This is a genomic window from Corynebacterium tuberculostearicum SK141 (genome assembly GCF_000175635.1).
Taxonomy (GTDB): Bacteria; Actinomycetota; Actinomycetes; order Mycobacteriales; family Mycobacteriaceae; genus Corynebacterium; species Corynebacterium tuberculostearicum_C.
Genome location: NZ_ACVP01000023.1, coordinates 243432 through 266085, shown reverse-complemented (window position 1 = coordinate 266085; position 22654 = coordinate 243432). Strand labels below are relative to the sequence as shown.

Below are 22654 nucleotides of genomic sequence, written 5' to 3'. Positions count from 1 at the left end.
AAGGGCGGCAGTAGCTAAAGCGTACTAAAAGCTTAGAGCGTGTACTTGCCGGAGGAAACCGGGGTGGCGTTGTTGGTGCCTGGCTCAACGCGCAGGTGAGAAACGCGGGAAGGCTCAATGTTGAGCGCGCGCAGCTGGGAATCGGTCAGCTCGGCGTATACGCCGGTGTTGGTCTTCTGGTCGTAGACCCAGTCCGGCTCCTGGTGGCCCACCGGCTGGTTGCGGGCGGTCACGGTGCGGACCTGGTGCAACTTAGGCTGGAAAGCGTGGATGAGCAGGCCAACGGCGATCAAGATAGCCAAGGCAATGAGCCAGATGGTCTCAACGTGGCCCTTGTGGTTACCAAAGTTGTAGGCAAGCAGGAACAGGACAGAGATCCAACCGGCGATCTGTACGCCAGAGCGGCTGATGCGGGACCAACCGAATCCTGCGGATGGGACGTCCTCAGTAGAAACACCGTCAAATACCTGCGGTACCGGCTTGTGGGAAGACACTTGCTCTCCTTCGCTTCTGCGTGTGTCCGTCTGTGCGATGGGCATGCGGGCACACCAATGCCATTTGTCTGCTACACATTCTAAAACATCGCACCTTAGATGGCGATTAAACACCCCCGTTGCAGTGCGGCGTACCTGCCGCGCCCGCCCAATGGTGGTGGGCGCTAGGGTGGAAGCGTGACTACTCAGCGAATACTCATTCTTGGTTCCACCGGTTCAATCGGCACGCAGGCTCTGGAAGTCATTGCGGATAATCCCGATAAATTCGACGTCGTGGGAATCGCTGCGGGTGGCTCCAACCCGCAGCTCATCATCGAACAAGCCCGTAGCCTCAACCTTTCGTTTGACCACGTTGCCGTGGCCAATGAGGCCGCCGCGGCCGAGGTGTCGGCCGCTTTAGGCGGTTCGGTTTTGAGTGGCGCCGACGCCGCCGAGCACCTAGTGCGCTCGACCCCGGCCGATACGGTACTCAATGCTTTGGTGGGTTCTTTGGGGCTCAAGGCCACCTTGGCCACCTTGGAGATGGGCGAGTACTTAGCCTTGGCCAATAAGGAATCCCTCGTCGCGGGCGGCACGCTGGTTACGCAGAAGGCGCGCCCCGGCCAGATTATCCCTGTTGACTCGGAACATTCCGCCATGGCGCAGTGCCTGCGTGCCGGCGAGGAGGGGGAGCTGGATAAGCTCGTCCTTACCGCCTCTGGTGGCCCCTTCCGCGGTTGGTCGCGCGAAGAGATGTGGGACGTGACCCCTGAGCAGGCAGCGCAGCATCCTACGTGGTCCATGGGGCAGATGAATACCCTCAACTCTGCCACCCTCATTAACAAGGGCCTGGAGCTTATTGAAGCAACGCTGCTCTTTGACATCGCCCCGGAGCGCATCGACGTCACCGTGCACCCGCAGTCCATCATTCACTCCATGGCCACCTTCAAGGACGGCTGCACGATTGCTCAGGTCTCGCCGCCGTCGATGAAGCTGCCCATTTCGCTGGCGTTGAATTGGCCGCACCGCGTCCCAGGTGCCCAGCCGGCCTTGGACTTTGCGCAGGCACATGATTGGCGTTTTGAGCCGCTTGACGATGCCGCCTTTCCCGCCGTCAACCTCGCCCGCCGGGCCGCGGCCGAGGGAACAGGGGTCATCTACAACGCCGCCAATGAGGAGGCGGCGGCCGCGTTCTTGTCCGGGCGCATCCATTTCCCGGAGATCGTGGACGTCGTGGGTACGATCCTTGATTCCGCATCCGAGTTTGCTGGTGTAGTCTCTAGCCTCGATGAAATCCTCGCGGTAGAAAGCGAGGCGCGCAGGCGCGCGAATGCGCTGATTGACTCGCTGGCTGACTAGAAAGCTTTCACACCATGGCAAACTTGCTGGGCATTGTGTTTTTCGCCCTTGGCATCGGGCTCACCGTAGCGCTGCACGAAGCAGGCCATATGCTCACCGCGCGCGCCTTTGGCATGCGCGTGCGCCGCTATTTTATTGGCTTTGGGCCGCGCCTATTTTCCTTCCGGAAGGGCCACACCGAATATGGACTTGCGGCCTTCCCAGTGGGCGGGTTTTGCGATATTGCTGGCATGACCGCCCAGGATGAATTCCTCACCGAGGAAGAAGAGCCCCATGCGATGTATAAAAAGCCGTGGTGGCAGCGCATAATCGTGATGGCCGGCGGCATCGGTGTCAACCTGATTTTGGGCTTTGTCATCCTCTACTTTGTGGCGATGACGGCCGGCCTGCCCAACCCGGATGCTGACGTGCGCCCGCGCGTGGGCGAGGTGACCTGCTCGGCCAATCAAAAGCCGAACCAAGAACTGGAAAAGTGCACGGGTGAAGGCCCCGCTGGAAAGGCCGGCGTGCAGGAGGGCGATATCGTCGTGGCCCTCGATGGCCAGAAGCTGGATTCTTTTGCCCAGCTGCGCGATGAGATAATGCAGCGCCCCGGCGAGACCATCACGCTGACGGTTGAGCGCGGTGGGGAAGAAAAGGACTTCCCGGTTCACCTCGATACGGTCAAGCGATTGAACCACGACGGCGAGCTAGTGGATGCTGGTTCAATCGGGCTGAGCAATCAGCTTATCGATGTCGTCGAAAAGCACGGCGCCGTCGACGCCCTGCCGGCAACCTGGCGCTTTAGCACCTACTCACTGAGCGCAACGATCGACGGGCTGAAGCAATTCCCGGGCAAAATTCCGGGTGTGGTGGCCTCCATCTTTGGCCACGAACGCGAGGCCGATGGCCCGATGTCTGTCGTCGGCGCTTCTCGCGTGGGCGGCGAATTGGCGGAGCGCTCCCTGTGGTCGATGTTCTTTATGATGCTGGCCACCCTGAATTTCTTCCTCGCGCTCTTTAACCTGATTCCGCTGCCGCCTTTCGACGGCGGACATATCGCCGTCATCATTTATGAAAAGCTGCGCGATGGCATCCGCACACTGGCGGGCAAGCCCGCGCTGGGGCCGGCCGATTACACCAAGTTGATGCCGGTGACCTATGTCATGGCCGCGCTGCTGATGGGTGTTGGGGCCATCGTGATCGTCGCCGATGTGGTCAACCCCATTCGGCTATTTGGCTAGCCGCCGCAGCCCCCGCTGCGTGCACTTCAGGCATAAAGCAAGCAGTGCTAGAGTGGGGGCGTTAATCACCCACCGTATGTATTTACTGTGCTTCAACAAGGAGAATTCATGTCGACCCCCATCGGTCTAGGAATCCCAGACGGCCCACCACCAGTCCTGCACCCGCGCCGCAAGACTCGTCAGCTGCAGGTGGGCCCGGTCGGCGTCGGCTCTGACTCGCCCATCTCGGTGCAGTCAATGACCAATACCAAGACGCACGACATCAACGGCACGCTGCAGCAGATCGCACAGCTGACCGCTTCCGGCTGCGATATCGTGCGCGTGGCTTGCCCTAAGCCCATCGACGCGGAGGCACTTCCGGCCATTGCCAAGAAGTCTCCGATCCCGGTGATTGCGGATATCCACTTCCAGCCGAAGTACATCTTCCAGGCCATCGATGCCGGCTGTGCCGCCGTCCGCGTGAACCCGGGCAATATCCGCGAGTTTGATGGCCGCGTGAAGGAAGTTGCTAAGGCTGCAGGCGATGCCGGCATTCCCATCCGTATCGGCGTGAATGGTGGATCCTTGGACAAGCGCCTGCTGGAAAAATACGGCAAGGCCACCCCGGAGGCGCTAGTAGAGTCCGCGATTTGGGAGGCTGGCCTCTTTGAGGAGCACGGTTATGGCGATATCGCTATTTCCGTTAAGCACTCCGATCCGGTTTTGATGGTGGAGGCCTACCGCCAGCTGGCGGAAAAGACTGATTACCCGCTGCACCTCGGCGTGACCGAGGCTGGTCCGAAGTTCATGGGCACCATCAAGTCTTCCGTGGCCTTCGGCGCACTGCTGGCAGAAGGCATTGGCGATACCATTCGCGTGTCCCTGTCCGCTCCGCCGGTAGAGGAAATCAAGGTGGGCGACCAGATTCTGCAGTCGCTCAACCTACGCCCGCGCAAGCTGGAAATCGTCTCCTGCCCGTCCTGCGGCCGCGCCCAGGTGGACGTCTACAAGCTGGCAGAAGAAGTTACCGCCGGCTTGGACGGCATGGAGTTCCCGCTGCGCGTTGCCGTGATGGGCTGTGTTGTCAACGGCCCAGGCGAGGCCCGCGATGCCGACCTCGGTGTTGCTTCTGGCAATGGCAAGGGTCAGATCTTTGTTAAGGGCGAGGTCGTTCGCACCGTGCCGGAAGACAAGATCGTGGAGACCCTCATTGAAGAGGCCATGCGCATTGCCGATGAGCAGGGTATGGAAGCCGTGGAAGGCGCCAAGGCTGAGGTTCGCGTAACCCAGTAATTCACCCACTTTGAGCAGACTGCCCCGCACTTCGGTGTGGGGCAGTCTTTTTTGGCGCTTGCGCTGCTAGAGTGCCAAGACATGAAGAAGTTGGTCGCGCTGGTTGCAACTATCACGCTCGCCTCCACCAGCGTGGTTGCCTGTACGCCGAAGCCGGTTTCAGCGGAACCGGTGGCGGAGGAATTCCTCCAGGGGATGGAGTCCCGGAACAATGACGGCTTAGCCGCGCTTACCGACGCCCCCTCGGACGCCACCTCCGCCCTCGATGCCACCTACTCCGGCCTGCAGGCCGAGGGGCTCGACATTGAGCTTGAAGGCGTGGACCAAGATGAGAACCTCGCCACGGCGAACTACAAGGTCACCTGGGATCTACCCAAGGATCGTACCTTGAGCTATGACACGCAGATGACGCTGACCAAGACTGAGGATGAGTGGACGGTGCGGTGGAAGCCAAGCCTTATCCACCCCGACCTGGGAGCAAATCAGCACCTGGAACTGCGCGCACTGGAAGCAGAGCGCGCCAGCGTGGTTTCTTCCAACGGGGTGGAATTGATGAGCCCGGGGTTGAATTACCGGCTGGTGGTAGATACCAGCTCGCTGGATGATGTGCGGCCCACCGCTTCCAAGGTCAGCGGCGCACTGGCTGCCGCCCACCGCCAGGATGACTCCATTGCGGAGATGGATGCCAAGGATCTGGCGAAAAAATTGGAGGATGCAGACGGCTCCTTTTCCGTCACCATGTTTACGGAGGATCAAGCCAAGGCCGTGCGCCCCAAGGTGGAAGGAATAGACGGCGTGCGCCTCAATGAAGAACCGGCTCTGGTCACCCGCGACCGTGGCCTGGCACCCGATCTGATGTCGCGCGTGCGTTCCGCGGTTCAGGATGAGGTCGATGGCCAAACCGGCTGGTCCATTTCCGTGGTCAATGAAAATGGTGCGGCGCTCTCTGATGTGGAAAAGCACGACCCTGATGCGGCGCCATCGATCAAGGTAGGTCTGGACTACGACGTGCAGCGTGCCGCGCAGGAGGCGGTCAATGAGCGTGCCGATTCCCAGGCCATGCTCGTAGCCATTCGGCCCTCCAATGGCGATATCTTGGCCGTCGCCCAAACCGAGAAAGCCGATGAAGACGGCGATGTAGCCTTACAAGGTCAGTACCCTCCGGGCTCGGTGTTCAAGATTCTCACCGCGGCGGCCGGCGTAGAAAAGCAAGGGCTTAATACCGATACCATCGTTCCGTGCCCTGGCACCATGGATATCTTTGGCCGCGTGGTGACCAACTACAATGCCTTCGCCCTAGGCAGCGTTCCGCTCAGCCAAGCCTTTGCACAATCGTGCAACACTACCTTCGCGGATATTTCCACCAAGCTTAAGCCTGGTGAGTTGAAGGATATGGGCAAAAAGTTTGGCTTCGGCGTGGAATACGATATACCGGGCCTTACTACCATTACCGGTTCCATTCCGGAGGGCAAAGAACCACTCGAGCGCACTGAAGCTGGCTATGGACAGGGTTACGACTTGGCTAGCCCTTTCGGCATGGCGCTTGTCTCCGCAACGGTTGCCAATGGCAAGACGCCTACGCCCACGCTTATCGAAGGCCACGAAACCAAAGCCTCCGATAAGCCGCAGCAGATTTCGAAGCCTGTGCTAGATAACGTCCGCGCCATGATGCGCCAAGTGGTTACTAGCGGTACCGCACGCAGCATGGCGGCGGGCGGCACGATTTACGGCAAGACCGGTGAGGCCGAGATTAACGAGGGCTCGCACGCCTGGTTTACCGGTTACCGGGAAGAAGACGATATCGCCTTTGCCACCCTCGTGGTTTTGGGCGGCGGCTCCGATGTCTCGGTCAATATCACTAGCAACTTCTTGCAGAAGGTCGATGACTACCGGTCCGGACCGCACGAGGGTGCGGCTCCGCCGGCCGAAGGGTAGAAACCCCGCCTGCCCTCGTGACCCCGGCTGCTGCATTATGGGCGCAGAGGACTACCATGGGAAACCATGAGTAATCGAGGAAAGCTAAAGCCAGGCAAGCCCACTCCGATCCTCACCGTGCCGGAGAGCATCGAGCGCCCCGAGTACGTGTGGAAAGACGAGGTGCAGGAGGCCGTAGGCGAGCCCTACGTCCAGTCCCCAGAGGTCATTGAGAAGATGCGTGAGGCCTGCAAGATCGCAGCCAACGCCCTCAAGGAGGCCGGAAAGGCCGTGCAGCCGGGCGTAACCACTGATTACGTGGACCGCGTGGCGCACGAGTACATGTGCGACCACGGCGCTTACCCGTCCACGCTGGGCTACCGCGGCTTCCCCAAGTCCAGCTGCGTGTCCCTCAACGAGATTGTCTGCCACGGCATCCCGGATACCACCGTGATTGAGGATGGCGACATCGTCAATATCGATATCACCGCTTATAAGAACGGCGTCCACGGCGACAATAACGCCACCTTCCTCGCCGGTAATGTCTCCGAGGAACACCGCCTGCTGGTAGAGCGCACCAAGGAGGCCACCATGCGCGGCATCAAGGCCGCAAAGCCCGGCCGTGAGATTAACGTCATTGGCCGCGTTATTGAGTCTTATGCCAAGCGCTTCGGCTACAACGTCGTGCGCGATTTCACCGGCCACGGCGTCGGACCAACCTTCCACAACGGTCTTGTGGTCCTACACCATGACTCGACCGTGTACCGCGACATCCTTGAGCCTGGCATGACCCTAACTGTTGAGCCGATGATTAACCTCGGCTCCTTGGATTACGAGATCTGGGATGATGACTGGACCGTCCAAAACACTGACGGCAAGTTCACTGCCCAGTTTGAGCACACCCTCGTCATCACCGAAGACGGCAATGAAATCCTTACCATTCCAGATGAGGACTAGTACTTAGTCTCAGAACAAACTGAAGGTCGCCTCCATTTCCAGAGAAGGGGAGTGGAGGCGGCCTTGTATTCTTGCCGACTTCCCACGGAGCAGTCTGCCCTATCGGAGCGACTATATATAGCAAAAAGGGCCTCGTTACAAGAACGAGGCCCGTGCAAGCCCTAGCTATCTAGAGCCAATCTGCGGCTAACAATTAGCGGCGGAAGATTGGGTCCAAGATGTGCTGCGGGATGATGCCGTTGTAAACAGCGTAGTTGTAAGCGCCGATGATTGCGCCGATAACGGAGGTGATGCCCAGTGCGGTAGCACCCTTCTTCCAGTTGGAAGCCCACTCCGGGATGGTTTCGGAGGTTTCCTTGCCGAACATGTCCTCGCCGGTGACCTGGTTGTCTGCAGTTACGACCGGCTTGCCGTCCTCGCCCGGAGTCCATGCACCCCACTCCTTGCCCTTCTGGGTGAAGGAGCTGGAGGACAGGGAGGAACCGGTGCTCTCGTTGGCGGTGGAGGACTCTGCAGAAGCGACGGCAACGCCGCCGAAAGCTACGGTGACAGCGGTAGCAGCAGCAACGGCTGCGGTGCGGAAGTTACGCATTGTGAAAATTACCTTTCGGAAGTTTTGATTGAGCCGTGTGGCTGTTGCTTAGAAGGACGGGCCGTGTACGAAGAAGTTGTAAACAGGGCCGATGATGCCGCCGAGCAGGGCACCAACGCCTGCTACAACGGTTGCACCGTAGAAGACCTTTGCCCATGCTGGCTGGCCGGAGAAGTCCTTGGAAGAACCAAAGATGGCAACGCCGTTAGCTGCCTTGTCGCCCTCGAGCTTGTGGCCAAGCTTGGAGGACAGGGAAGGGGTGTAGTCCTCTGGAGTCTGGTCCTCGGCCTGGCCTTTACCAGTCTTGGAAGGGTTAGCCTGCTCTACGGTGACGTTGTTGCCGTTCTGGTTGACGGTGTCGGCAGCGGAAGCGACGGTGGTGCCGCCGAAGGCAACGGCGAGAGCGGTTGCGCCAGCGATTGCTGCATTGCGGATACGCATATCAAAATTCCTTAAAAGTCGTACTTGCAAGGCTTCCGCACTGGGAAACCAAAGTGTTATTGAATACACAGGCGGTATTCATAAACACGCGGTAGCCGTGTTCGTATCGGCTCGAGCCGGTGTCCCAAGTGAATTTAGTAAAACTCCCGTCCTTTTGCACGTCAAAGACCGGAATTTCAGCGATTAAATTAATTTGGGCCCCTTTATGGTGGTGAATTTCCTGAAATTGTGAATGGGACTTCCTTGGCGTGAAGTGGGAAAACGTCCTAAACCCTGGGAAGAAACTGGAGGAGTGTGAGAAGGATCACGTAACAGTTCACTTATTCCACTCCAGTCCCAAAAGGGTATTTTCCACTACTTCTGGCAGCGCAGGGTGGATCCAATATTGGTTGCGAGTGAACTCCCGCATGTCCAACTTGTAGGCCATCGCGGTAATCAATTGCTGGATCAAGGTAGAGGCCTGTGGACCCATGAGGTGAGCACCGAGAAGCTGCCCGGTATCGCGGTCTGCCACCAGCTTGCATATGCCGGTGCTATCTTCCATAGCCCAGCCGTAGGCAACGTCGCCAAAGTTCTGTACCTTGACGGTGACGTCGAAGCCCTTCTGGCGTGCCTGCTTCTCAGTTAGGCCCACTGTGGCGATTTGTGGGTGGGTAAAGATCGCGGCAGGGACATTGTCGTGGGGCAGTGGGCGGAGATCTTCGGGGTGGAGCAGGTTGTGCTGCACGGCGCGGGTCTCCGCATTGGCTACGTGCTTTAGCATGTACGGCGAGGAGACATCGCCAAGCGCCCAAACACCCTCGGCGGTGGTGCGGCCGAACTCGTCGGTGCTCACGCGGGCGTCGGCAAGCAGTTCAATGCCCGCCTTGTCCAGATCCATCTGATCGCCGTTTGGGGTGCGCCCAGTAGCAACCAGAATCGCTTCTGCTTCCACGGACTCACCATTGTCGAGCTCCAACCGCACGCCCGTGTCAGTTTCCTCGAGCTTGGTGCCATTGGCTATGCGCACGTCGAAGCGATCGCGAGCAATCTGGTTGAAGCGGCTGGACAGGTCATCATCCAAGTGGCGCAGCAAGGTCTCGGAGCGATTGACAACGGTCACCTTGGTGCCGAGGCCGTCAAAGACGTGGGCAAACTCCATGGCGATGTAGCCACCGCCTACCACAATGAGGCTTTCTGGCTGGTGGTCCATGCGCATGATGTCTTCATTGGTGTAGTACTTCACGCCCGAGTTGGCATAGACCTCCGGAATCACCGGACGGGAGCCGGCGGCAATGACGATCTGGTCACCGCTGATGACATGCTCGCCGGTCTGAATGGTCTTCGGGCCGACGAAACGGGCGTGCTCATCAAACACGGTAATGTTCGGGGTTTCTTCGCCGCGACGGTACTGTTCGCCGCCCTGGGCAATCTGGTCGATGCGGTTGGTAAAGACCCGGTCCACGATGGAATCCCAATCCACGCTAGTGACCTGAGCATCAAGGCCGAGCCGGCCGGCCTCGCGCGCCGCTAGGGCAATATCGGCGGCGTAGACATACATCTTGGTGGGAATGCAGCCTACGTTGAGGCAGGTCCCGCCAAAGGTGCCCTTTTCAATGATGGCGATTTTCCGGTCATCAAAATCCGGGCTAGGGATGGAGTTTCCGGAGCCAGTGCCGATGATGATGAGGTCGAAATGTTCCTCGGCAGCGGGCGTGTGGGACTGGTGTGAAGTAGTCACGTTTATTCCTTATATATAGGGGCTTAATTACTGAGTAGATTGTGGGGTTTCTAGGACGGTGGGCAGCCACTTGTCACAGGCGTCAAAAGCTTCTTGGAGCGGGTCCGGAAGCGATAGGAACACATCGTGCCTAGCCCCCTTGATGGGATGCAAGGTGTAGTGGGCACTAAGTTCCTTTGCCCAGCGCCGCGTTTGCGCAACGTCGATGATGACATCTGCGTGGTTCACGCTGTCGGAGTAAGGCTGACCCAATTGGGTGCGAGTGGACTGCAGCGTCAAGATGGGGACGCCGGCATCAACGCGGCCGCTGTGAATAGCATCAAAGCCGTGGAATACCGCGGCTATCCAACCGACATATTTCTTATGGCCCGCCAGTGGCTTAAAGCGGAGGTCAAAATTCCATTCGCCGTAGAAATCCTTATGCACGGACTCGCCGTAAGCAGTGAGGTTGCCACCAGGCAGGGGAGTCATGGGGGCGATGCGGCCCAATGTGTAGAGCAGCGGCTTGAGGGGAGTGAGGACCTGGCCGGGCACGCCCATCATGTCCAGCCATGGACTATTAAGGATGAGGCCCGCCAAGCGTTGGTGGCGTTCTTGGTCGGTTCGGCGCAGATGATCCATCCACAGCGGGGCGATCAAGCCACCGGTGGAGTGGGCGATGAAGATGACTTCATCATTGGGGATCGCATCAAGAGCGGCGGTGAGGTCTGTAAAGTACAGCGCCAGGTCCGAAGCATAGTGCCACGACTGGCCCGAGCGGCGCGAGCGGCCGCACTTGCGCAGATCGATGGCATAAAAGTCATAACCCTCGGCGGCAAAGTGCTCGGCTACGTGGGTGTGGAAGAAATAATCGGTCATGCCGTGTAGCCACACCAGTGCCGGGCGAGACGGGGCGGCTGACTCACGTGCAGTATCGCCCGCATGCTCCGGCGCGTAGTGCACCAGGGTGGTGACCACGTCGCCCTCGCCATCGGGGTCTGTACCCAAGTCAATGGTGGCAGCTTCATAGTCAGGGCCAAGCTTGTCTGGGCCCCATACCGGGGAGTGTGTAACCATGCCTCGATTCTAGGTGCAAGGAAGACTTTATGGTGCTGCCGGTGGGGTGTAAATGGTGGGGGCGGAAATTCCCACATTTTCGCCACTGGTCTGGGGGAGAAATCCCAAATTGGATGAGAAAAGCGTAGAGTAAGGCCTTAATGCGTGACGCACTGCCAGGTTGTCATAGTGCAGCGATGGTGGCGCGGGGCGCTAAGCGCTAAAAATCAAGGCGTAGACCGCGCCGATGGATATCTATTTTCAATTCGAAGAGGTAATAACACAGTGTCCTCCGCTAAGAAGACAGCACAGGTTGTAGACGAGGTCGATGTAGCACTAATCGGTGCTGGCATCATGAGCGCCACCCTGGGTGCTATGCTCCGCGAGTTGGAGCCCAGCTGGACCCAAATGGTCTTTGAGCGCCTCGATGGCCCCGCATTGGAATCCTCCTCCCCGTGGAATAACGCCGGTACCGGCCACTCCGCACTGTGCGAGCTGAACTACACCCCGGAGAAGAATGGCCGCATTGATATCTCCAAGGCTCTGGGCATCAACGAGAAGTTCCAGAAGTCTCGCCAGTTCTGGTCCCACCAGCTCAACAACGGTATTCTCACCGACCCGAGCGAATTCATTAACCCGGTTCCGCATGTGTCCTTCGCACAGGGCGAAATCCAGGTGGATTACCTCAAGCGCCGCTATGATGTGCTGAGCGAGAAGCACATGTTCCCGGGCATGCAGTTCTCCGCGGACGATTCCGATTTTGCTGAGAAGCTGCCGCTGATGGCGAAGGGCCGTGACTTCTCCAATAAGGTGGCCATTTCCTGGACCGACGCTGGTACCGACGTCAACTTTGGCGCGCTGACCAAGCAGTTCCTGACCGCAGCTAAAGCTTCCGGCACCGAGATCCGCTACGGCCACGAGGTCATCGACATCAAGCGCGATGGCTCCGCGTGGAAGGTGTACTCCAAGAACAAGCACACCGGTGACATCACCGTAGTCAAGGCAAAGTTCGTCTTCGTTGGTGCTGGCGGTTACGCCTTGGACCTGCTGCGCAAGGCAAAGGTGAAGGAAGTTGCCGGTTACGCAGGCTTCCCGGTATCCGGCCTGTGGCTGCGCTCCAAGAACCCTGAGCTTATCGAGCAGCACCAGGCAAAGGTCTACGGCAAGGCTGCTGTGGGTGCCCCGCCAATGTCCGTGCCGCACCTGGATACCCGCGTGATCGACGGCGAGAAGGGCCTGCTCTTCGGACCTTACGGTGGTTGGAGCCCGAAGTTCTTGAAGAAGGGCACCTACCTGGACCTGTTCAAGTCCATCCGCCCAGACAACATCACCTCTTACCTCGGCGTTGCCGTGCAAGAATTCGGCCTGACCAAGTACCTGGTCGATGAGGTGCGCAAGAGCTTCTCGGACCGCGTGGAAGCCCTGCGCGAGTACGTACCGGAAGCAAAGGAAAGCGACTGGGAGACCGTTATCGCTGGCCAGCGCGTCCAGGTGATTAAGCCTGCTGGCGCCCCGCAGTTCGGTTCCCTCGAGTTCGGCACCACCTTGGTGAATAACCAGGAGGGCAATATCGCCGGCCTGCTCGGCGCTTCCCCGGGTGCATCCATTGCCCCGGCCGTCATGCTGGAGCTGCTGGAGCGTTGCTTCGGCGAGCACATGATTGATTGGGCAGACAAGATCCGCGAGATGGTTCCGTCTTATGGCATCAAGCTGCGCAACGATGAGAAGCTGTACGACGAGATGTGGGAGTACACCCAGAAGACCCTGAAGCTGGACCGCTAAGAGCTAGCTTTCGACCTCACAAACCCTCGCACCGCCTTCCCGACGGTGCGAGGGTTTCGTGCGTACTAGGCCGGTAATAGCAGCCCTAGGTGCCGCAGTAGGTGAGGTAGCCCTCGAGGCCGTTAGGATCCGGCGATTCGAAGGTGGGGTTGGGCTCCCACGGGTGGGTGACCGCGTGGAGGAGCTCCTGATACGGGCCCATCTCCCCGCGTTCGGCAGCATCCAGCGCGGATTCTACGGCGAGGTTGCGCGGGATAACCCGCGGCATGGCGCTATCGACGCGTGAAGGATCGGGCGAGGACGCAAGATAGTCATCCAAGAAGTCTCCCTCGGCAAAGAGCTCGCGGGCGAGGGTGGGGTGGCCCGCGGCGGCGTCGGCAAGAGCGCGGTGAGCCAGCGTGATATCTGGGCCGTTGAGCTGCATGGCAGCCGCATAAGAAGAAGCGACCTCCAGGGAGGTGTCCAAAGCCTGTGTTAAATCTGCCCTGCGCTGGTCCTCAAAGCGGTCGCTAAAGCCGTTGATGGATTCCTGGGCAAAGCTCATGGCCTTATTCATGTCCATATCAAAGAGCGGCAGCAGGGATTCCGCCAAGCGGGCCAGGTTCCATCCCAGGATGGAGGGCTGATTGCCAAAGGCATAACGGCCCTGCCTATCGATGCTGGAAAATACCGTCGCGGGCGAATAGGCCTCCATAAAGGCACAGGGGCCATAGTCAATGGTCTCGCCAGAGATGGTGGTGTTATCCGTATTCATCACGCCATGAATAAAGCCCAAGCGCATCCAGTGGGACACGGTGCGGATCTGCGCATCCATCACCTGGGTGAAAAACTCCTGGTAGTCCGCGCCAGGGTAGTGTCGCGCAATGGCATAGTCGGCCAACTGGCGGGTGTAATCCGTCTGCGCGGCTAGGTGAAAGGTACCGACGCGGATATGGCTGGCCGCTACCCGTACCACAATGCCGGCCGGTTGCACGTGCCCGCGCTGAATGGGCCGACCGGTGGAAATAACCGCCAGCGCCCGGGTGGTGGGAACGCCCAAGGCATGCATAGCTTCAGAGATTAGGTACTCGCGCAGCATGGAAGATAGCGTTCCGCGGCCATCGGACCCGAGGCGGGAAAAGGGAGTAAGCCCAGTTCCCTTGGCATGGAGATCCCATAACCGGCCGTCCTTTTCCACCTCGCCCAAGAGCATGGCCCGGCCGTCTCCCATTTGCGGGTTAAACGCACCGAATTGGAAGCCGGAATAGGCCATGGCGTGGCCGCCCGCGCGGCCGGTAAGGAAATCTATGCCCTCGGAGGAGCGCAGCCAGTCCGGGTCAAAGCCCAACTGCCTGGCTAGTTCCTCGTTCAGGATGACCATCTGTGGGTTCGGTTGCTCCTCACCCTCGGTGGGGCGAACCAAGTGGGGAAGCTTCTGGGCAAAGTGGTGGTGTAGCTGCATCTAAACCTCCAGTGTTCCGCGCACGCGAATCTGGGCGCGACCGCCCACCCAAATATCCGTGCCGTCATCGTTGATAAATACTTCGCCCGACCGGCCAATCTGGCTGCCTTGTGTTGCTGTATAGCGCGGCGGCACCAAGTTACGCGAGCGCATAAACTGCGCGGCGCCGCCATTGAAAGAACCGGTGACTGGGTCTTCGTATTGGGTAGTAAAGGCCCGCACCTCATAGGCCGGCTCGCTCTCTGTGGCGTTGGGATTAAGGCCCACAACGCCGACCTTGGGGCGCTCGGCCCGGGGCTCAACCGCGCGCACCGCCGCGGCATCGCGCAATTGAAGCAGGCGCCAGCCCGGGCCATTGTCCACCCAGCCATGGTCCACAACTTCCGCGCTATCTAGCCCGAGCCTAGCGCAGGCCTCCTTTAGCTCCGCTGGGCTCAGCGGTTCTTCGCGGCGCAGCGGCGGGGTAGCAAAGGAAAAGACTTCGCCCTCTTCGCGGACGGTTACCAAGCCCACGCCGCATTCTTGGACGATGCGTCCCTTTTCCCGTGGCTGATTGCCTAATGCCCGCCACGCGGCAGCGCTGCCCAAGGTGGGGTGGCCGGCAAAATCAAACTCCTCGTACGGGGTGAAAATGCGCACGCGGTAGTCCGCGCTGGCGTCGCCAGGCTCGAGCAAGAAGGTGGTTTCAGAAAAGTTGGTCCAGTTCGCGATTGCCTGCATCTGCTCGGTACTTAGGCCATCGGCGCCCGCAATCACCGCCAAGGCATTGCCGTTAAAGGCACCCGTGGCAAAAACATCAACCTCAAAGAACTCGTGGTGCATGCCCGCCAGTCTAGTCAGCCCCAGGGATGAGGACTATGGATTAGCGCCTGCGCTAGCCTAGAAAGCCATGAAGAAGCTATGGCCCGATGCACTTCGCGCGTGGGTAGGCCCACCGTGGAGAATTCTCATTCCGCTGTTTTTCTGGGTTTCTTCGGTTTCTTATGCTGCTGATGTAGTGGACGGGGATTCCCTCTTTCACAGGGGCGTTTTAGTTCTTTATTGCGTGGTTCTCCCATTGGCGTTGTGGCTGCATCCTAAGTTGAAGGAAAAGGCGATAGGCGCAATCGCTATTGTCTTTACCCTGTGTCTTTTTACCCCTTTGGCCGCGCTGAGTAACGTCCATGCTTTTCCCTTGGCGTATTGCGTTTTTCTCATTGGGGCGCATTCCCCGAAGCGCATGCGCCGTGTATGGATTGCCTGGATAGGCGTAGGCACCCTTTTCTCTGTGTGGGCACAGCATTTTGGAAACCTTATCTTTAGTGATATTGATTTTGGGCTCGAGGGAGCACAGATTGATCCCCTAGTGTCCTTAGCCTCCGTTGTTATCATCGCGTGGCCGGTCATGGGCTTTTTCTTCTTGCTGGGCACCAATGACCGCAAAAAGCGCGAGGACCAGCAGCTTCTGATTGAACGTGCGGAGATGGCCGGCGCGGTAGAGCGCAACCGCATCGCCCGCGAAATGCATGACATTGTGGCGCATAACTTAGCGGGCGTTATCGCTCTTGCCGACGGCGCCCGGTTCGCCGCCGCCAAAAATCCCGCAGCGGCCACAGAAGCCTTAGAAACCATCGCCTCTACCTCCCGCGATTCCCTCAAACAGATGCGCGGATTGCTCTCCGTGCTGCGAGATGGAGATTCCCGCGCCGATACCAAGGCGCCCGGCGCGAGTGATATCGCAGGACTCATCTCGGAAGCCCGCCGCAGCGGTTTCGATATCACCGTGCACGGGCTGGAGGACCTGCCGACCGAAAGCGACGAGCTCTATCAGTTCACCGTCTACCGCGTGGTGCAAGAAATTTTGACCAATATGCTCAAGCATTCCCGCGATAAAAGGGGAGTGCTGCGCTTTCGCTCTACTGGAAGCGGCCTAGTATTGAGCGCCGATAACCCGGCCGCACGCACGCCGGACAATCACGAGCCCGGTTACGGGCTCATCGGGATGAGCGAGCGCGTTAGGGCCTATGGCGGCAGCGTTGCTACCCGCACAGAGGACGGACACTTCTTTATCACCGTGGAGGTACCCAATGACTAACTCTGAGCAGCCAGCAAGATCGCATGCCGCTCCCATCCGCATTGGCCTAGTAGATGACCAGCCCCTCGTGCGCGCCGGGTTCGCCATGCTCCTTGGCTCCCAAGAGGATTTAGACGTTGCCTGGCAGGCATCCGATGGCGATGAAGTCCTCGACCTCGCCCGCGCGCAGCCTGCCGATATTGTGCTCATGGATGTCCAGATGGCCCGCGTCAATGGCATCGCCGCCACCGAAAGGCTGCTGCCGGAATTCCCGGATACCCAAGTCATTATGCTTACCACCTTCGATGACCAGAACTTTGTCCATGGCGCCATTTCCGCCGGGGCTTCTGGATTCCTGCTCAAAGACGTCGAACCGGAGGAACTCCTCGCCGCCATTCGCACCGTACATTCTGGCGAGGCCGTCCTTTCACCGCGCATTACCGCACAGGTGCTGCAGCAATTGCGCAGCGGGCAGTCCGCGTCACAGCCCGATTCACATGCCACCCCCGTTGCGGCAGCAGCTACCGCCCCTCCGGCAGAAGATCTCACGCCACGCGAGCTAGACGTCCTCAAGCTAATGGCACTGGGGTATTCGAATACCGAAATCTCCGAGTGCGAGTTCGTCTCCATGGCCACGGTCAAGACCCACGTACGCCATATCTTGACGAAAACCGGCTCGCGCGACCGCGTGCATGCTGTGCTCTACGCCCTTACCCATGGCGTGGTCTCGGTGGAGGAACTGCTGTCTCATCCCTAGGTATGACCTGCTAAATCACTCCCAAGGATGGTTACTTTGTGCCGGTCAGGCGGCACGATGGGAACCATGCTCAAAGTTTCACACCTTTCCAAGAATTTCCGTTCCTTTAAAGCAGTAGATGACCTCTCCTTCGAGGTTCCTGACGGTCAAGTCACCGGCTTCCTCGGACCGAATGGTTCCGGCAAATCCACCACCATGCGCATGTGCGTGGGTCTGGAGACTCCGACTTCCGGCACCGCGACTTTTGATGGCACGCCTTTCCGTGAACTGTCCAATCCCGCTGCCACGGTGGGCACCTTGTTGGACGCCAACTGGTTCCACCCGGGCCGCAGCGCCCGTGCTCACCTGGGTTACATGGCCGCGTTGCAGGGCGTGTCCATGAACCACGTGGATGACACCCTGGACCGCGTCGGCCTTACCCAGGTAGCCACCAAGCGCGTGGGCGGCTATTCGCTAGGCATGAAGCAGCGCCTGGGCCTTGCTTGTGCGCTCATCGGCGAGCCGAAGCACTTGCTTCTTGACGAACCCGTCAACGGTCTCGACCCCGAAGGCGTGCACTGGATGCGTGCCCGCATCCGCGAATTCGCCGAGGCTGGCTGCTCCGTGCTGGTTTCCTCCCACCTGCTGTCGGAAATGCAGCTCACCGCAGACCGCCTCGTGGTCATCGGCAAGGGCAAGCTGCTGGGTGAGGGCACCGTGGAGGAGTTCGTCAACGGCACGGGAGGCGCAAGCCTCGAAGTGATTGTGGACCAGCCCGATGAACTCCTGCGGCTGTTGCACGGCACCGATGCGGAGACCTCCTTTGACGGTGAGGTCCTGCGCGTGCGCGGCCTCGAAGGCTCCGACATCGGCCGCATCTGTCTGGATAACCGCATTCTCATCTCCAGCTTGGAACGCAAGCAGCCCTCCCTGGAAGAGGCCTACCTCGGCGCGACAGCCGACCACGTGGCCTACCGCTCCGCCTAAACGCACAACCCAACCTTTAAGGACAGATTTCTATGAATACTGTGGTTTCAGAATCCCGCAAACTCTTTTCCCTGCGCTCTACCTGGGTCTACCTCGTCATCGTGGCACTCGGTATGGCCGCCGGCGGCGTGCTCATGGCCTGGGGCTATGAATTCAACGGCAGCGTGGATGGCAAATTTCAATCTAGTGATGTCTTAGCAGCTAGTGACCTCGCCATGGTGGTGATGATCTTTGCCTCTGCGATGATGGTCGGCGGTGACTTAGGAAAAGGAACCGTTGCATGGTCTTATCTTTCATCCAACCGCCGCGTTGGCATAGTGCTCAGCCAATTCTTAGTCATCCTGGTATCACTCTTGCTCGCGGCCACACTGGGTATAGCTGTGGGAACTTTGCTGATTGCGGCATTCGGCGGCGATATTGACTTCACAAGCTTTTATGAATGGCCGGACTGCAACCGAGTGGTGTTTGCTTACCTGGAATGGGCCGGCTTTAGCCTGCTGGCTATGGGGCTGGCTTGCCTCTTGCGTAGCGGCACATTTGCCGCAATGATCCTCGTGGTGGAATTCTTTGTCGTAGAAACTGCGCTTATGGCATTTGATACCTCCTGGGCAGAAGCGTTATTGGGCTGCCTGCCCTTCGCCAATATGCAGACCTTGGTCCTGGGTAGCGATTCGGGCCCCTTGGACCATTCCCGTGGCGTATCGGCTTTGATTCTGGGCATCACGCTGGCAGTCTGCGTCGGCGGTGCGTGCGCAGTGTCCCGCCGTCGGTCCGTCGCCAAATAACTCCCAGAACTAACTACGCTGGTGGGCATGAGTGATGCACTTTTTGCCCGCATAGAACCTATCCAGACCATGCGGGATGGCACGGTCAAGCAGGTCAACCCGTTCTCCGGGACCGAAGTGTGGACCGTGCCGGGCCGCGGCAACCGCCCGCTGTCCACGCCAGTGGCTAACCCGCAGCCACTGCAGGAAGAAGACTTCACCCACCGCTGCGCCTTTTGTTCAGGGCGCATGACTGATACCCCGCCGGAAAAGGCCCGCATCCTGCCGTCCGGCGGGATTGTGCGTGGATTGCCCTTGAGCGAATACGGCCACACCGTCCCGGCCTTTCGCCGCATTCCAAATCTGTTTGAAATCGTCTCCTTTGACTATTGGCACGCCAACTACGGCTTCGACATGGATGCTGAGACTCGCCAACGCATGGACAACTACCTTGCCGATCCTGCCGGCCGGGAACATGTGCTCAAGATCGTGCGCACGAAGCGCAAGGCAGCGCACCTTCCTGAAGCAAGCGAAGAGGAACTTATAGAACAGGCGGCGGGCTTTTTCGCAGGAGGCCACGACGTCATCGTGGCGGGCCGCCATTTTGAGCGCGGTGCACAGGATGATTCCCAAGTGGTATCTTCCGGCACCCTCAGCGCCGAAGAGCACCTGCTCTTTATGCAGCTGACTATTGACGCCATGCGCGACCTCTACGAGCGCAACCGCTACGCCCCCTATGTGGTGGCCTTCCAAAATTGGCTGCAGCCAGCCGGCGCCTCCTTCGAGCACCTGCACAAGCAACTCGTTGCCATCGATGACCGCGGCATGGCCTCCCACCGGGAGGTACAGATGCTGCGCAGCAATATGAATATGTACAACGAGTGGGCGGTGGACTATGCCGCTAGCCGCAACCTCATCATTGCGGAAAACGACCATGCCGTCCTCTTCGCCGGCTTTGGGCACCGCTATCCCACCTTGGAGGTCTACTCCAAGTCCGCGACCTGCGAGCCGTGGCGGCAGTCGGAAGAAGAAATCCGCGCCATGAGCGACCTCGTCCATGCTGCCCACGCTGCTGTCGGCCGCGAGGTTCCCTGCAATGAGGAGTGGCACCACAAGCCTGCCGATGTCGACGTCGCTCAGCCATGGCGCATTCTCATCAAGCTCCGCATTTCTACCCTTGCCGGATTCGAAGGCGGCACCAAGATTTATCTCAACACCATCTCGCCCTGGGATCTGCGTGATAGGGTAGTTAGCCAGCTTTATTCCTTGCGCGAGTCCGGACATGTTGCCCGCTCGGTCCGCGTGGCTACCGAATGTTCGGTACAGCGCAATAGCCTGCTGTATAACCCGCAGCTGCGCTAAGCGGGCAGCGTTGGGCTCAGCGCTTGACGACGAGCGTAAGCTCACTCGACCCAGGCCCCGGCTCCTCAACGGTCATACCCGCGGCGCGCGCGATGGCGGCAACGTCGGCGGCGCTATAGGCGTCGGCAGGCGAGAGCGCTAACTCGCGGGCTAACAGGCCCTTGAAGTGCTTATTGAAGTGGCTGACCACCTTGCGCGAACCATCGTCCTGCAGGCTTTCCACCCGTACCGTTACCGCATCCTTTACCCGGCCGAGCTGCTGGTAAGTGCCCGAGCGCAGATCGACAATAAGCTCGTCCACTCCCTCGAGCGCCTGCGTAATCTGCTTGCCCCAGCGCGACTTCATGGTGCGGCCGCCAAGCTTCGAGCCACCCGAAAGCCGGTAATGCGGAATGGGGTCGCTGGCGCGGAGGACGCCAAAGAGGGCGTCGCCAATAGCAAGACGATCCCACGTGGGTAGGGAAGGGGCATCCAAGGCATCAAAAAGCACGCCGGTATAACGCAACACGGCCGGCATGGTGGGGGTGGTAAAAAGCCCCTGGTTGGATTCGGCCTCACCACGCAGCTTTTCCGAAAGCTTGAGTACCTCCATGGCCTCGTCTACCGGAAGAGACTGCAGCTCAGCGGCAATTTCTTGCCGGGTGGCATGCAATTGCGGAAAGGACAGTTGGCTGAAGTCAAGGGGCTGTCCCGTACCGCCATGGGCCTTAGTTTCTGAAGGAGGGAGGATAATGAGCATATATACAGGGTAGCGGGGTATATTTTTGTGCATGATTACCCGCCTTTCTGAACTATTTCTCCGTACCCTTCGTGAGGACCCCGCCGATGCCGAGGTCCCCAGCCACAAGCTGCTCGTACGCGCCGGTTATGTACGCCGCGTCGCGCCGGGCGTGTATACCTGGCTGCCGTTGGGTCTGCGCACCCTGCGCAAGATTGAAGATGTAGTCCGTCAGGAAATGGACGCCATCGGCGGCCAGGAAATGCTGTTTCCTGCTTTGCTGCCGCGCGAGCCTTATGAGAAGACCAACCGCTGGGTGGAATACGGCGATAACCTCTTCCGCCTCAAGGACCGCAAGAACGCAGATATGCTGCTTGGCCCTACCCACGAGGAAATGTTTGCCAGTGCGGTCAAGGATATGTACTCCTCCTATAAGGATTTCCCGGTTACGCTGTATCAGATTCAGACCAAGTACCGCGATGAGGAGCGCCCTCGTGCTGGTGTGCTGCGTGGCCGCGAATTCACGATGAAGGATTCCTATTCCTTCGACATGACCGATGAGGGCTTGGACGAGTCCTACGGCCGCCACCGCAAGGCGTATCAGAATATCTTCAACCGCCTAGAGATCGATTACGCCATCTGTAAGGCCACCTCTGGTGCCATGGGCGGCTCCGCCTCCGAGGAATTCCTCGCCGTATCTGAGGTAGGCGAGGATACCTTTGTGCGCTCCACCGAGGGCGACTACGCAGCCAACGTCGAGGCCGTGGTGACCCCAGCACCGGCGGAGAAGGATATTGAGGGCCAGCCAGAGGCACAGGAGCATGACACCCCGGGAGCAGAGACCATTGAGAAGCTGGTCGAATGGGCCCAGGGCGCAGGCATTACTGTCGACGGCCGCGAGGCCACCGCTGCAGACACCCTCAAGTGCATGATGGTCAAGCTCTACCACCCGGCCGTGGAGAGCGAAGAGCGCGAGTCCGAGTTGGCTGCCGTTCTCATCCCTGGCGATCGCGAGCTGGATGAAAAGCGCCTTGAGGCCGCACTCGAGCCGGTGGAGTTTGAGTTGGCAGGGGACAAGGAATTTGCAGACAATGACTTCCTAGTCAAGGGCTATGTTGGCCCGCGCGCTCTAAATGCCAATGGCATCAAGGTCCTGGCCGATCCACGCGTGGTCAAGGGTACGGCGTGGATTACCGGCGCCGATGCGAGCGAGCGCCACGTGGTTGGCTGCGTAGCCGGCCGCGATTTCACCGTGGATGAGTTCATTGAGGCCGCTGAGGTTAAAGAAGGCGACCTGGCTCCTGAAAACCACGGCACCTTGACCTTGGAGCGCGGCATTGAGCTCGGTCATATCTTCCAGCTGGGCCGCAAGTACACCGAGGCCTTCGATGTCCAGATTTTGGACGAAAACGGCAAGCGCGCCGTTCCTACCATGGGGTCCTATGGCATTGGCATTACCCGCATGCTGGCCGTCCTGGCTGAGCAGCGCCACGATGACAAGGGCCTCAACTGGCCGGTTGCCGTCGCTCCTTACCAGGTACACGTAGCCGTTGCCAACAAGGATGCAGCAGCCATGGAGGCCGGCGACAAGCTGGTAGAAGAGCTATCTGCCAAGGGGCTCGAGGTGCTCTTCGATGACCGCCCAAAGGTCTCCCCAGGCGTGAAGTTCAAGGATGCAGAGCTCCTTGGCATGCCCTTCGTGGCAATTCTGGGCCGTGCCTTCAAGGAAGGCAAGATTGAGCTGCGCATCCGCGGGGGAGAGACCCTCGAGGTTCCAGCCGAGGACATCGTGGACAAGATCCTCGAGCTCGTGCATGGCTAAATA

The 22654-nt window shown here is 59.3% G+C and carries 20 protein-coding genes; 12 read left to right on the top strand and 8 right to left on the bottom strand.

The window, feature by feature from the left end:
• Positions 1-32: 32 nt before the first annotated feature.
• Positions 33-539, bottom strand: a complete 507-nt coding sequence (locus tag CORTU0001_RS07740) for a DUF2631 domain-containing protein (protein ID WP_179386647.1) — start codon at positions 537-539, stop codon at positions 33-35.
• Between the two features lie 132 nt (positions 540-671).
• On the opposite strand from CORTU0001_RS07740, the gene dxr reads away from it, so the two are divergent.
• From dxr to map, 5 genes are all read left to right on the top strand, one after another.
• Complete coding sequence (dxr, locus tag CORTU0001_RS07735; protein ID WP_005328718.1) at positions 672-1832, top strand: 1-deoxy-D-xylulose-5-phosphate reductoisomerase; 1161 nt, start codon at positions 672-674, stop codon at positions 1830-1832.
• 14 nt (positions 1833-1846) lie between these two features.
• The gene (locus tag CORTU0001_RS07730) at positions 1847-3055 is read left to right on the top strand and encodes a M50 family metallopeptidase (RefSeq protein ID WP_005328716.1); all 1209 of its coding nucleotides are present in this window, start codon (positions 1847-1849) and stop codon (positions 3053-3055) included.
• 108 nt (positions 3056-3163) lie between these two features.
• Positions 3164-4327 (top strand): flavodoxin-dependent (E)-4-hydroxy-3-methylbut-2-enyl-diphosphate synthase, encoded by a 1164-nt coding sequence (gene ispG / locus CORTU0001_RS07725; protein ID WP_005328713.1) that lies wholly within the window; start codon positions 3164-3166, stop codon positions 4325-4327.
• Positions 4328-4408: 81 nt separating this feature from the next.
• On the top strand, positions 4409-6262 hold the full coding sequence (locus CORTU0001_RS07720; protein ID WP_005328709.1) for a penicillin-binding transpeptidase domain-containing protein: 1854 nt from the start codon (positions 4409-4411) through the stop codon (positions 6260-6262).
• 66 nt (positions 6263-6328) lie between these two features.
• A complete protein-coding gene (gene map / locus CORTU0001_RS07715) occupies positions 6329-7198 on the top strand; it encodes a type I methionyl aminopeptidase (RefSeq protein WP_005325202.1) in 870 nt (289 codons plus the stop codon).
• Positions 7199-7391: 193 nt separating this feature from the next.
• Here map and CORTU0001_RS07710 read toward each other — a convergent pair whose 3' ends face one another.
• From CORTU0001_RS07710 to CORTU0001_RS07695, 4 genes are all read right to left on the bottom strand, one after another.
• Entirely contained in the window at positions 7392-7790 is a 399-nt protein-coding gene (locus CORTU0001_RS07710; protein WP_005328707.1) for a hypothetical protein, read from the bottom strand.
• A gap of 48 nt (positions 7791-7838) precedes the next feature.
• Positions 7839-8231: a hypothetical protein gene (locus CORTU0001_RS07705; protein ID WP_005328705.1), complete on the bottom strand. Its 393-nt coding sequence runs from the start codon at positions 8229-8231 to the stop codon at positions 7839-7841.
• Positions 8232-8547: 316 nt separating this feature from the next.
• Positions 8548-9951, bottom strand: a complete 1404-nt coding sequence (mtr, locus tag CORTU0001_RS07700) for a mycothione reductase (RefSeq protein WP_005328703.1) — start codon at positions 9949-9951, stop codon at positions 8548-8550.
• Between the two features lie 27 nt (positions 9952-9978).
• The gene (locus tag CORTU0001_RS07695) at positions 9979-11007 is read right to left on the bottom strand and encodes an alpha/beta hydrolase (RefSeq protein WP_005328696.1); all 1029 of its coding nucleotides are present in this window, start codon (positions 11005-11007) and stop codon (positions 9979-9981) included.
• A 264-nt stretch (positions 11008-11271) separates the two neighbouring features.
• On the opposite strand from CORTU0001_RS07695, the gene mqo reads away from it, so the two are divergent.
• On the top strand, positions 11272-12768 hold the full coding sequence (gene mqo / locus CORTU0001_RS07690; RefSeq protein WP_005325195.1) for a malate dehydrogenase (quinone): 1497 nt from the start codon (positions 11272-11274) through the stop codon (positions 12766-12768).
• Positions 12769-12853: 85 nt separating this feature from the next.
• Here the strand turns inward: mqo and CORTU0001_RS07685 are convergent, their stop codons facing one another.
• Together CORTU0001_RS07685 and CORTU0001_RS07680 are read right to left on the bottom strand one after the other, a co-directional pair.
• A complete protein-coding gene (locus tag CORTU0001_RS07685; protein WP_005328695.1) occupies positions 12854-14209 on the bottom strand; it encodes a protein adenylyltransferase SelO in 1356 nt (451 codons plus the stop codon).
• On the bottom strand, positions 14210-15031 hold the full coding sequence (locus CORTU0001_RS07680; protein ID WP_005328694.1) for a PhzF family phenazine biosynthesis protein: 822 nt from the start codon (positions 15029-15031) through the stop codon (positions 14210-14212).
• Between the two features lie 445 nt (positions 15032-15476).
• Here CORTU0001_RS07680 and CORTU0001_RS07675 point away from each other — a divergent pair, with 445 nt between their 5' ends.
• The 5 genes from CORTU0001_RS07675 to CORTU0001_RS07655 all read left to right on the top strand — a co-directional run bounded on the left by CORTU0001_RS07675 (position 15477) and on the right by CORTU0001_RS07655 (position 20111).
• Positions 15477-16283: a sensor histidine kinase gene (locus CORTU0001_RS07675; protein WP_244262103.1), complete on the top strand. Its 807-nt coding sequence runs from the start codon at positions 15477-15479 to the stop codon at positions 16281-16283.
• Entirely contained in the window at positions 16276-17019 is a 744-nt protein-coding gene (locus tag CORTU0001_RS07670; RefSeq protein ID WP_005325191.1) for a response regulator, read from the top strand. The genes CORTU0001_RS07675 and CORTU0001_RS07670 overlap by 8 nt, the downstream gene beginning before the upstream one ends.
• A 66-nt stretch (positions 17020-17085) precedes the next feature.
• Positions 17086-17985, top strand: a complete 900-nt coding sequence (locus CORTU0001_RS07665) for an ABC transporter ATP-binding protein (protein ID WP_034668533.1) — start codon at positions 17086-17088, stop codon at positions 17983-17985.
• A gap of 32 nt (positions 17986-18017) precedes the next feature.
• Positions 18018-18770 (top strand): ABC transporter permease, encoded by a 753-nt coding sequence (locus CORTU0001_RS07660; RefSeq protein ID WP_005328691.1) that lies wholly within the window; start codon positions 18018-18020, stop codon positions 18768-18770.
• Between the two features lie 27 nt (positions 18771-18797).
• On the top strand, positions 18798-20111 hold the full coding sequence (locus tag CORTU0001_RS07655; protein ID WP_034668464.1) for a DUF4921 family protein: 1314 nt from the start codon (positions 18798-18800) through the stop codon (positions 20109-20111).
• Between the two features lie 16 nt (positions 20112-20127).
• Here the strand turns inward: CORTU0001_RS07655 and yaaA are convergent, their stop codons facing one another.
• Positions 20128-20850 (bottom strand): peroxide stress protein YaaA, encoded by a 723-nt coding sequence (gene yaaA, locus CORTU0001_RS07650; RefSeq protein WP_034668531.1) that lies wholly within the window; start codon positions 20848-20850, stop codon positions 20128-20130.
• A gap of 31 nt (positions 20851-20881) precedes the next feature.
• On the opposite strand from yaaA, the gene CORTU0001_RS07645 reads away from it, so the two are divergent.
• Complete coding sequence (locus CORTU0001_RS07645; RefSeq protein WP_005328689.1) at positions 20882-22651, top strand: proline--tRNA ligase; 1770 nt, start codon at positions 20882-20884, stop codon at positions 22649-22651.
• Positions 22652-22654 lie beyond the last annotated feature (3 nt).

Excerpts from the sequence above, each read along its gene's own strand:
- CORTU0001_RS07740 (WP_179386647.1), bottom strand. The coding sequence starts at position 539 with ATGCCCATCGCACAGACGGACACACGCAGAAGCGAAGGAGAGCAAGTG.
- CORTU0001_RS07730 (WP_005328716.1), top strand. The coding sequence starts at position 1,847 with ATGGCAAACTTGCTGGGCATTGTGTTTTTCGCCCTTGGCATCGGGCTC.
- ispG (WP_005328713.1), top strand. The coding sequence starts at position 3,164 with ATGTCGACCCCCATCGGTCTAGGAATCCCAGACGGCCCACCACCAGTC.
- CORTU0001_RS07720 (WP_005328709.1), top strand. The coding sequence starts at position 4,409 with ATGAAGAAGTTGGTCGCGCTGGTTGCAACTATCACGCTCGCCTCCACC.
- map (WP_005325202.1), top strand. The coding sequence starts at position 6,329 with ATGAGTAATCGAGGAAAGCTAAAGCCAGGCAAGCCCACTCCGATCCTC.
- CORTU0001_RS07710 (WP_005328707.1), bottom strand. The coding sequence starts at position 7,790 with ATGCGTAACTTCCGCACCGCAGCCGTTGCTGCTGCTACCGCTGTCACC.
- CORTU0001_RS07705 (WP_005328705.1), bottom strand. The coding sequence starts at position 8,231 with ATGCGTATCCGCAATGCAGCAATCGCTGGCGCAACCGCTCTCGCCGTT.
- CORTU0001_RS07695 (WP_005328696.1), bottom strand. The coding sequence starts at position 11,007 with ATGGTTACACACTCCCCGGTATGGGGCCCAGACAAGCTTGGCCCTGAC.
- CORTU0001_RS07685 (WP_005328695.1), bottom strand. The coding sequence starts at position 14,209 with ATGCAGCTACACCACCACTTTGCCCAGAAGCTTCCCCACTTGGTTCGC.
- CORTU0001_RS07680 (WP_005328694.1), bottom strand. The coding sequence starts at position 15,031 with ATGCACCACGAGTTCTTTGAGGTTGATGTTTTTGCCACGGGTGCCTTT.
- CORTU0001_RS07670 (WP_005325191.1), top strand. The coding sequence starts at position 16,276 with ATGACTAACTCTGAGCAGCCAGCAAGATCGCATGCCGCTCCCATCCGC.
- CORTU0001_RS07665 (WP_034668533.1), top strand. The coding sequence starts at position 17,086 with ATGCTCAAAGTTTCACACCTTTCCAAGAATTTCCGTTCCTTTAAAGCA.
- CORTU0001_RS07660 (WP_005328691.1), top strand. The coding sequence starts at position 18,018 with ATGAATACTGTGGTTTCAGAATCCCGCAAACTCTTTTCCCTGCGCTCT.
- CORTU0001_RS07655 (WP_034668464.1), top strand. The coding sequence starts at position 18,798 with ATGAGTGATGCACTTTTTGCCCGCATAGAACCTATCCAGACCATGCGG.
- yaaA (WP_034668531.1), bottom strand. The coding sequence starts at position 20,850 with ATGCTCATTATCCTCCCTCCTTCAGAAACTAAGGCCCATGGCGGTACG.
- CORTU0001_RS07645 (WP_005328689.1), top strand. The coding sequence starts at position 20,882 with ATGATTACCCGCCTTTCTGAACTATTTCTCCGTACCCTTCGTGAGGAC.